General features: G+C 27.7%; 5 protein-coding genes. 4 read left to right on the plus strand and 1 reads right to left on the minus strand.

The genetic code is table 11. The annotated features are described in order from the left end of the window. Positions 1-110: 110 nt before the first annotated feature. From A966_RS01810 to A966_RS01820, 3 genes are all read left to right on the plus strand, one after another. Positions 111-2948 (plus strand): methyl-accepting chemotaxis protein, encoded by a 2838-nt coding sequence (locus A966_RS01810; protein WP_008721899.1) that lies wholly within the window; start codon positions 111-113, stop codon positions 2946-2948. A 30-nt stretch (positions 2949-2978) separates the two neighbouring features. Next, a complete protein-coding gene (creD, locus tag A966_RS01815) occupies positions 2979-4340 on the plus strand; it encodes a cell envelope integrity protein CreD (RefSeq protein WP_008721902.1) in 1362 nt (453 codons plus the stop codon). 548 nt (positions 4341-4888) lie between these two features. Continuing rightward, complete coding sequence (locus tag A966_RS01820; protein WP_008721904.1) at positions 4889-6199, plus strand: NCS2 family permease; 1311 nt, start codon at positions 4889-4891, stop codon at positions 6197-6199. 148 nt (positions 6200-6347) lie between these two features. Here A966_RS01820 and A966_RS01825 read toward each other — a convergent pair whose 3' ends face one another. Next, positions 6348-8723: a transglycosylase domain-containing protein gene (locus A966_RS01825; RefSeq protein WP_008721906.1), complete on the minus strand. Its 2376-nt coding sequence runs from the start codon at positions 8721-8723 to the stop codon at positions 6348-6350. A gap of 702 nt (positions 8724-9425) precedes the next feature. Here A966_RS01825 and A966_RS01830 point away from each other — a divergent pair. After that, positions 9426-9806: a PepSY-like domain-containing protein gene (locus A966_RS01830; protein ID WP_008721907.1), complete on the plus strand. Its 381-nt coding sequence runs from the start codon at positions 9426-9428 to the stop codon at positions 9804-9806. Positions 9807-9862 lie beyond the last annotated feature (56 nt).

Below are 9862 nucleotides of genomic sequence, written 5' to 3' on the forward strand. Positions count from 1 at the left end.
CTTTTTTATTAATATCTCTTTACAGCTATTAGTTTTAAATATATTATAGATATAATTCTTTAAAATATATACTTCCAATGCCGATACTAATTACACAGGAGCATTTTGAAATGGGTATAAAGATTCGTATAATTTTAATAATAGTCGGAGTTATGGTTTTGGTTGCTTTCAGCACCAATTTCTTAAGTAATACTTTAAATACTGAAACTTTTTCTGCTATTATAGAAAATAGTTTGGATAATAGATTTAAATTAATAGAAAAAGAATTTGAATATAATATAATTTCAGCAAGAGAAGAATCGGCAAAGATATCCACTACTCTTTCAGTAGTTTATAATAATATAAAAAATATGGATATACAGCAAAGAGATGAATATTTTCAAAATTTCCTATCAGCTACTGTAAATGAGTCTCAATTATATTTTAATAGAATAGTTAGTATTTTATTTCATCCTCAGTCTATTGGCGATGGAAATGAACGTTTTACTCTTTACAGATATTCCACTTTTAATAAGGAATTTACTAAAATAAATACCACAAATAAAATTATGTGGGATACTTTAACAAATAATTATAATCAAATATATAAAAGTATATTGCGAAGACAAATATTAAAACCATATATGATTAATGAGGGGCAGAATGTAGGAATAACCTTTAATATATCTTCTACAATACCTGATATTGAAAATGAAGAAAGAATTGTAGGAATTGCAAATGTCGGCGTACTTTTCAATTATTCTTCAGATATTATAAAAGATATTCTATCTATAGAAGGTTCAGATATCATGGTAATTGATAAAAAAAATTCAGCTATCATCAATTCTCAGAATTCTGATTTAATAAATGCCCGAGCAGATGTATTGTTCCCTCAATACTATGAAATATTTAATGCTAATTTAGCTACAGGATACAGCAGAACAGATGATGTAGAACTAAACGGTAAATTATATAAATCTTATGTAGCAAGTATTGCAGGACTTATTAATATAGTAATGCTTATACCTCATTCATATTATACAGCACAGATAAAAGATATGAATAATACTATATTCTATACTATAATAATAGCATTCCTAATGGCAATAGTTACTATTATATTCTTTATCAAATTATTATTCAGCTCTATAACAAAGATATCAGATGCTATAGGTAATTCAGTTGATAATAAAGATTTAACTGTTAAGATCCCTACTATATCTGGAGGCGATGAAATAGGAGAGATGACTAAATGGGTAGGACTTTTGAATAATTCTTTACAGTCTGTACTTTCTAGTGTAAAAAGAACAATTTTGACTTCTAAAAAGCAAAGTGATACGCTTTCACAAAAAATCAGTGCTAATTTAGATATAATATACGGAATTAATAATAATATAGAAGTTATTAAAAACAATGTTAATGAAGAATTGAATCAGGTGGAAATAGTAGAAAGCAGCAATCAGAATATGCAGGAATATATAACTTCAAATACAGACAATATTGATTTGGTTGAAAGAGACACTAGAGAACTTCAAAATAAAATTATTGAAGAAGGTGAAAATATAGAACAAATAGCAGCTTCAGTTGAAGAAATGAGTAAAACTATTGAAAATATAGACTCCATTATCTCTAAAGCTACAAACAAAGCTAAAGACTTGTCATTGGCTTCTGTAAAAAGTAAAGAAAAAATGCAGGCTACTTCTATGGCTACAGGAGATTTGAGAAATGCTTTGGGATTTATTTCTAATTTCGTAAGTTCTATTAGAAATATAGCACATCAGACAAACCTTTTAGCTATGAATGCTGCTATTGAGGCGGCTCATGCAGGAAAATATAGTTCAGGTTTTGCTGTGGTTGCAGAAGAAATCCGTAAATTATCTGAGGTTTCAAATGAACAGGCAGATAATGCTAATAAAGTTCTTCAAAACATAGAAGAAAAAATAATCATTACCACAAATGATTTAACAGAATCCACAGAACAATTTGATGTACTTACTAAAGATGTACAGGAAGTTACAGAGATTATGGATACAGTGCATGTGTCTTCCGTAGAGCAGTTAAAAGCTATTAATGAAATAGTAGCGTCTATTACTAAAATTTCACAGTCTAGTGATCATATTAAAACTCAGTATATTGACATGGCCGATAAACTTGGCAATATAAGAAATAGTCTTGAATCTCTTAATAATATTTCTATTTCTACATCAAAAACTATGAATAAGCTTAAAAATATATCTGAATCTATACATACAAGCGTAATAAGTATTTCTGATAGTTCTAATGATCTTTCTGCTTCTGCAAATACTATGAATAAATTTGCAAATGATAATAATAAACTGTTATCAGATCTTGAAACCGAAATATCTCAGTATAAAATTAGAGATATGAAAACTAAAAAAGATACTGTAACACAGAGAGTCAAAGGAATAACTTTAATCATATTAAAAGAATTCATAAAAACAAAATTTGGAGAAGAAGGATATCAGAAATGGGTAACTGCAATGGAGCCTTCATCTGCTTTAATATTTAAAAATGAGATATCAAGTAAAGAATGGTATCCATATACTACATCATTCGATAAACCTTATAGATTAGTATGTGATTTATTCTATGCTGGTACTAATACAGGTATTAAAGATATTTCTGAATATCATTTTAAACAAATTGTACCTAAGTATTTAAGACCTTTATTATTCTTTTTGCCTAAGCACTTTATTTTAAGTTATGCTGCTGAACATATATTCACTGATTTATTTGATCCGGCAAGAATAGAATTAATTAAAGCTAGAAAAAAATTATTGGTTGTACATCTAGTAAACTTTAATGAAGATCCTGAGGTGATTGAGCTTGCTATACTTTCTTGGGCTACGCTTTTGCTTGAGTCTGCAACTCATATTAGAGCAACTATGGAAATTACTAAATCTATTAAAGATGGTGAGTTTTATACTGAATTCGTACTTAAATGGTAATTACAAATTTTTAGTATAATAAAATTTATAATGATAAAAAATTTTAACAAAATAACAAAGACTTTAGGTTTTAAAATACTAATAATAGTGATATTAGGGCTTTTGCTCTTAATTCCTATGAGTTTTATAAATGGTGTTGTAAGAGATAGAGTACGATATCAGAATGAAGCAGTATCTTCTATAATAGAGCCTGTTGGAAATAGTGCAAATATACAGGGAGTTGTCATTGCAATACCATATTTAAACAGATTTATTGATAGCGAAACCAAAGAAATAAGCTATATCAGAAAATATATTTTTTATATGCCTAATGAATATAATGTTGAGGGAAATGTTGAAGTTTCTAGTTTAAGCAGAGGAATATTTAAAGCTCCTATTTTTAATTCTAAATTGAATATTACAGGAAGATTCGATAAATATAATGCTGAAATATTTAATTTAGATGAAAATAATAATACTATACTTTATGATGAGGCTATGCTTATATTAGGTATAGGAAACAAAAAAAATCTTATGAAACTTCCTAATGTATTAGTTAATCAAAATGAAGAGCTTCAATATTATGAGAAAAACATCAATATATCTTTAAATATGTTTAGTAATAAGTTTTTATATACTATTTCAAGAGATAATATATTAAATGGTTTTGATTTTAATATAAATATGGATATTCAGGGAGGAAACTCTCTTATAATAACACCTTTAGCTTCTGAAAATACTTTTAAAATATCTTCAAAGTGGAAAGATCCTAGTTTTACAGGAGGGTTTCTTCCTACAAAAAGAGAAGTGAATAATGACGGATTTAGTGCCGAGTGGAATATAGCAAGTTTTAATACAGCATTTACAAAGTATTGGACTAGTGATGAAAATTCAAATAGAGTAAATGATAATGAATATTTGAGAGCCGGCGATGAAAATTCTAATAATATTTTAATATCTTTTCTTCTTCTCAATGACAATTATCAGAAAACTTCAAGAAGTGTGAAGTATGCAATATTATTTATATTCATTCCATTTTTTGTATTATTTTTATGCGAAGTGCTTTCAAAGAAACGCTTACACCCTGTTCAATACATATTAATAGGTATAGCTAATGTAATATTCTACTTACTGCTTTTAGCTATATCAGAGCATTTAATATTCAATCTAAGCTATTTTTTAAGTGCTTTAATGGTAACGGCATTAACTTCTATTTATATAGGATATATTATAAAATCTAATAAATATGCTTTTTCAATGGCTTTGGTAAATATATTAATTTATATATTCCTATTTGGTATACTTCAGCTTACAGATTATGCTCTTCTTATGGGAACTTTAGGATTATTTGCTGTTATTGCTCTTGCTATGTATTTCACTCGCAATGTGGATTGGTATGGCGAAAATAACTGATAAGAATTAATCAGATATTTTTACCGCACGGTGAGCTAAGTTTCTAATATAGTAAAAATTATAATCATAAATTTACTTAATATCTAAGTTTATTTTACCGTGCGTTGTATATACCATAAATTTAAATATCCGCTTGGGTGGGCAGCTAATAAATTCTAATTCAGCATCAAGAAAAATAAAAATTGATATTTTATATTAAAATTCTGAATATATAGGGCGGGTAGATGTATAGTTATCATCTTATAACTTTGCTGTAAGAATCAATTAGTGAAAGACATTTGCAAAAAATACAATTTAGATAAAAAATAAGTATAAAATAAAAATAACTTTTAAATCTATTTTAAAAAATTATTTTTACTTCCAGCAATTTATCATTTTTTTGAAAAGTTTGTTTAAAATATTTTTTATTGTTTGATTAAGAAAAGCATTCCTGCCCAAGCTGTTTTTATAAATAAAAAAATATTGCAAAAATTATAATCTCATATATAGTATAGCTTTCATAATTATAAATAGTTATGGATAAAAAACTGTTATAAGGAATCTATTTTATGGAAAAATTTTTCAAGCTTAAAGAGTATGGTACCAATGTAAGAACAGAGATAATAGCTGGTTTTACTACTTTTATGACAATGGCTTACATACTAGCAGTAAACCCTGGAGTTCTTAGTGCTACTGGTATGGATAAGGGAGCGGTATTTACAGCTACAGTAGTATCTTCAATAATAGCAACTTTGATAATGTCTTTATTAGCAAATCTTCCTTTTGCTTTAGCACCAGGAATGGGACTTAACGCTTTCTTTGCTTATACTGTGGTATTGGGTATGGGTTATAGCTGGGAAACTGCTTTAACTGCTGTATTTATAGAAGGTATTATTTTTGTAGTTCTTACTATTTTTAATGTAAGAGAGGCTATAGTTAATAGTATACCTGTTAATATGAAAAGAGCTATTTCTGTTGGAATAGGATTGTTTATTGCTTTTATAGGTCTTCAAAACTCTAAAGTTATAGTAAATAATGATGCTACTTTGCTTGGACTTGGAAATATCACTTCAGGAAGTGCATTGCTTGCTATTATAGGACTTATTATAACAGCAGTTTTATTAGCATATAATGTGAAAGGAGCGATTCTTTTAGGAATATTTATTACCGCAATAATTGGTATTCCTATGGGACTTACAAAACTCTCTCCAGATGCAAGTTTTATTCCTCCTTCATTAGAACCAATAGCTTTTAAATTAGATTTCAGTAATATATTAACTCCTAATATGTTTATAGTTCTGTTTACTTTTCTTTTTGTTGATATGTTTGATACAGTAGGTACATTGGTAGGGGTATGTACTAAAGCAGATATGCTTACAAAAAACGGAGAAGTTCCTAGATGTAAGCAGGCTTTATTTGCTGATGCTGTAGGAACAGTTGTAGGAGCATGTTTAGGTACTTCCACTGTTACTACTTATGTAGAAAGTGCTTCAGGTGTTGCTGAAGGCGGTAAAACAGGATTAACTTCGCTTGTTGTTGCTATATTATTTACTGTTTCATTATTTTTATCGCATATATTTTTAGCTATACCTTCTGCTGCTACTGCTCCTGCTTTAATTATAGTCGGATTATTTATGATGACTCCTATATTGGAAATTAATTTCAATGATTATACTGAAGCGATTCCTGCTTTTATCTGTATAATATTTATGCCTTTCGCTTATAGTATAGCTGAAGGTATAACTTTCGGAGTATTATCATTTACTATATTAAAATTCGTTTCTGGTAAAAATAAAGATATATCATTATTAACTTGGATATTATCAGCACTTCTTTTAATTAAAATACTTATGCCTATAATACAGAAACATTTAGGATAATTAATATTTAATTAATTGGTTATAAAAAATATAAAAAGCAGATGGATTAAAAAATCTATCTGCTTTTAATAGTTAATTATAATTAAATTTGTATTAAAATTTAATTATAAACATTCAAATTGAGCTTTAAAAAACTACCTTTATTATTTTAACTTCTTATATTACCTAAACTAGGATCTTCTATATTATCTTCAGGAAGCATGTATATATTATTATTTTGATTGTTGTTTTGAGTATTATTATTATTATTTTGATTACTATCATAGCTATTAGTATTTTCATCTAAAGGGGTATAATAGAAATCTCCATCATCTTCTATCATAGTATCATTGGTATTCTCATTTCTAACTGTACCTGTTCTAATATGATCTATAGGACATTGAGTAGACAAATCAACATTTCCTCCGACTGTTAGAGGTGCCACATTTACGCATGTATGATTTCTAGGAAGACCTGAATCCTGACAAATTTCTACTACTAATACATCATCAGGTATAGGCCAATTAAATTCTCTTTTAGATTGAGGAGTAATTGCATCAAGATATTGAAAAGTTGCTAAAGCAGTAATAGCTCCGCCTGTAACTCTGTTTGGAAGCAAGTCATTTCTATCGCTTCCTATCCAAGTGATAGTAACTATTTCATCATTATATGCCGCAAACCAATTATCTCTATGCTCGCTTGTTGTTCCTGTTTTAGCAGAATAAGAAGGATATTTAAATCCGTAAGTATTAGCACTTCTATATGCTGTTCCTCCCGGTGCTATCACTTTCTGTAAAGTAGTATTTAAAAAATAATAAGATGATGGTGAAGTTGCACTTATTTTATGAGGTGTTCTATCAACTAAAGCTGTAACACTAAGTTCATTACCATCTATATCAATTATTTTATCTACAATATAAGGCTCATATTTAATACCGCCATTAGCCAATGCACTATAAGCAGATGCCAAATTAAGAGGACTCATTTCCATAGTTCCCAAACCTATAGACAAAGCATTAGGTATATAAGCATTTTCTCCAAAAAACTCTCTTGAATGTTCTATAAAATAAGAAAGTCCTATATCATTTAATAATTTAACCGCTATTGTATTAATTGATTTTGATAAGGCTGTTTCTAAAGTCATTTCGCCTCTATACCTTCTATCAAAGTTTCTAGGTGAGTATGCCGGTTTTCCGGTACCTTGAGGATAGGTATAATTCGTATCAAGCATAGTAGAAAAAGGCTGTGCTCCTCCCTCAAATGCATATAAATATATAAAAGGTTTTATTACACTGCCTATTTGTCTTTTTGCCTGTACTGCTCTGTTGAATTGATTTTGTAATGTGTATCCGTCTCCGCCTATCATAACAAGTATGCCGCCTGTTTTTGGATCTATTGATACCAGAGCTCCCTGATAGCTTCTATTTGACGAACTAGACTGTAAGTTTCTTATATTTTCTTTCATTACGGAATCAGCAACTCTATAATATCTTTCATTTACTGTTGTATATATCTTAAGACCGGATAATGCAAGCTCATCTTTATTAAAATAATTTAATAATTCCTGTCTTACATATTCATTTACATAGGGAGTTCTATTTACTGTCATCTTCCATTGGGCACCTTTAACCTGCTTGTTTATATTAGTGTATTCTTTATCAAATAAAGCAAGTTCAGATTCCATAGTCTGTTTATCTATAATATTATTTTTCACAAGTCTTGATAATATCTGCTCTACTTTTTTTCTGCTGTTATCAGGATTATTAACTATAGAATAGTATGTAGGGTTAGGAAGCATACCAACTAATATGGCGTATTCTAATAATCGGCATTGTCTTAGAGGTTTATTGAAATAATGATTGGCTGCTGCTTCAAATCCGTAATTTCCGTCTCCTAAATAAACAGTATTAAAATACATTGCCAAAATTTCTTTTTTTGTGTATTTTTGTTCTATCTCTCTTGCGGCAAACATTTCAAATAGTTTACGCTCTATAGTTCTTTCGCTTTTTGTAAATAGCAGTTTGGCTAGCTGCTGAGTAAGGGTAGATCCTCCGCCCACTATTCTTCTTGTTAAAATAGTTTGTATACCTAAATAAGCTGTTCTGAAATAGTTAATACCTTTATGAGAATAGAATTTCTGATCTTCCATTAAAAGAAGAGTCTGCTCTAAAAGAGGGTTAATATCATCTACATTAACAACCTCATAAGCAGGAGGCATATATTCGCCTATCAATATATTATTTCTATCATATATTTTTGTAGGAGGAGAATCTCCAAAAGGATTTAAAGGATTAAAATATCTTATTCTTTTTTCATTACCTCTTATAACTATTATATCATAGTATTCTTCAAGCATAGCCATACTTTGATCTCTTCTGGACACCCAATCTTTATATACGCCGCCTACAAAGTATATTCCAACTATGCCTACTGCAACAAATATAAATAAACATATAATAAAAATAGTTAGTATAAATTTTTTTAATTTGGATTTTTTCTTTTTAACACCGTTATTGTTATTTTCTAGTTTGTTTTTCTTAAACATTTATCACCATATTAACATAATTATATTATAATATATATGATACTATAATATATATAACATTGCAAGCGGAATTTATTTAGATTTTTTTATTATTCATAATAAAAATTATGATTGATTTATACATTTTTAAACTAAATCATCTAAAATTTGACTTTTTTAATTCTAACCCTAATATTATACTTAGATTTAAAACTTATTCAAACGCACGCAGAGCAGAACTTAAAATATAAGTAAATTAATAATCATAATTTAATAACATATAAAATCATATCAACCGTGCGTTTAGCGGACAACAAATTTAAATAGCACTTGGGCGGGGGCTTATAAATTATAATTAAGCATTTAAGGAAATTTAAATATAATTTTCTAAACAAGCTAAAAAAGATAAAGGGTGGGGTATGTAAGTAAAATTTTTTATTCTATTTTATTTATAAGAAATTACAGATTTTTAATAAAAATTTCCAATTTATTTCTAATTTTCATAGTGAAATCCTATATTTATAGCTAATTTTTTGATATTTGTAAATATATTTTACATTAACTTGTTTATATACAGCTTATTTATGTATTATATGTATTGATAATTAATAAATATCTATATGTTTTGTAAATTATTTGTAAATAAATATTGCTTAATTTTTACATTCTGCTATAATTATAAATGTAAAGAGATTTTACAATGCTAAACATAAGGAGATACATATGACTAACAGCTTAAACCTTTTTATTAAAATTACACCTAGCAAATTACCTGAAAATATTATAAGATTTATCGCTTCTAATTACAGCAAAGCTAAAATAGTTTATATTGACATAAGAAAAGAACAATATGAAATAAAATTAAGCAATGGAATTTATATAAATTTCGACAAAAACGGAGCTTGGAATTATATAAGCAGCGATGATAAATTATCTGAAAATATACTTCCAAAAAATATAGCAAGCAAAATAAAAAGCATAATGAAAAAATATAATAATGCTTATATTTTTGAAGTGAGCAAAAGAATGGAATTCTACAAAATAAGATTGACTAATTCTTTGGAAATATGCATAAGAAATAACGGACAATTAATAATGGCATAACTTTTATCATTTTGTATCTTCTAAATATATATAAAGGCTTGGATATTTTTATATTC

This window comes from Brachyspira hampsonii 30446 (genome assembly GCF_000316195.1).
Taxonomy (GTDB): domain Bacteria; phylum Spirochaetota; class Brachyspiria; order Brachyspirales; family Brachyspiraceae; genus Brachyspira; species Brachyspira hampsonii_C.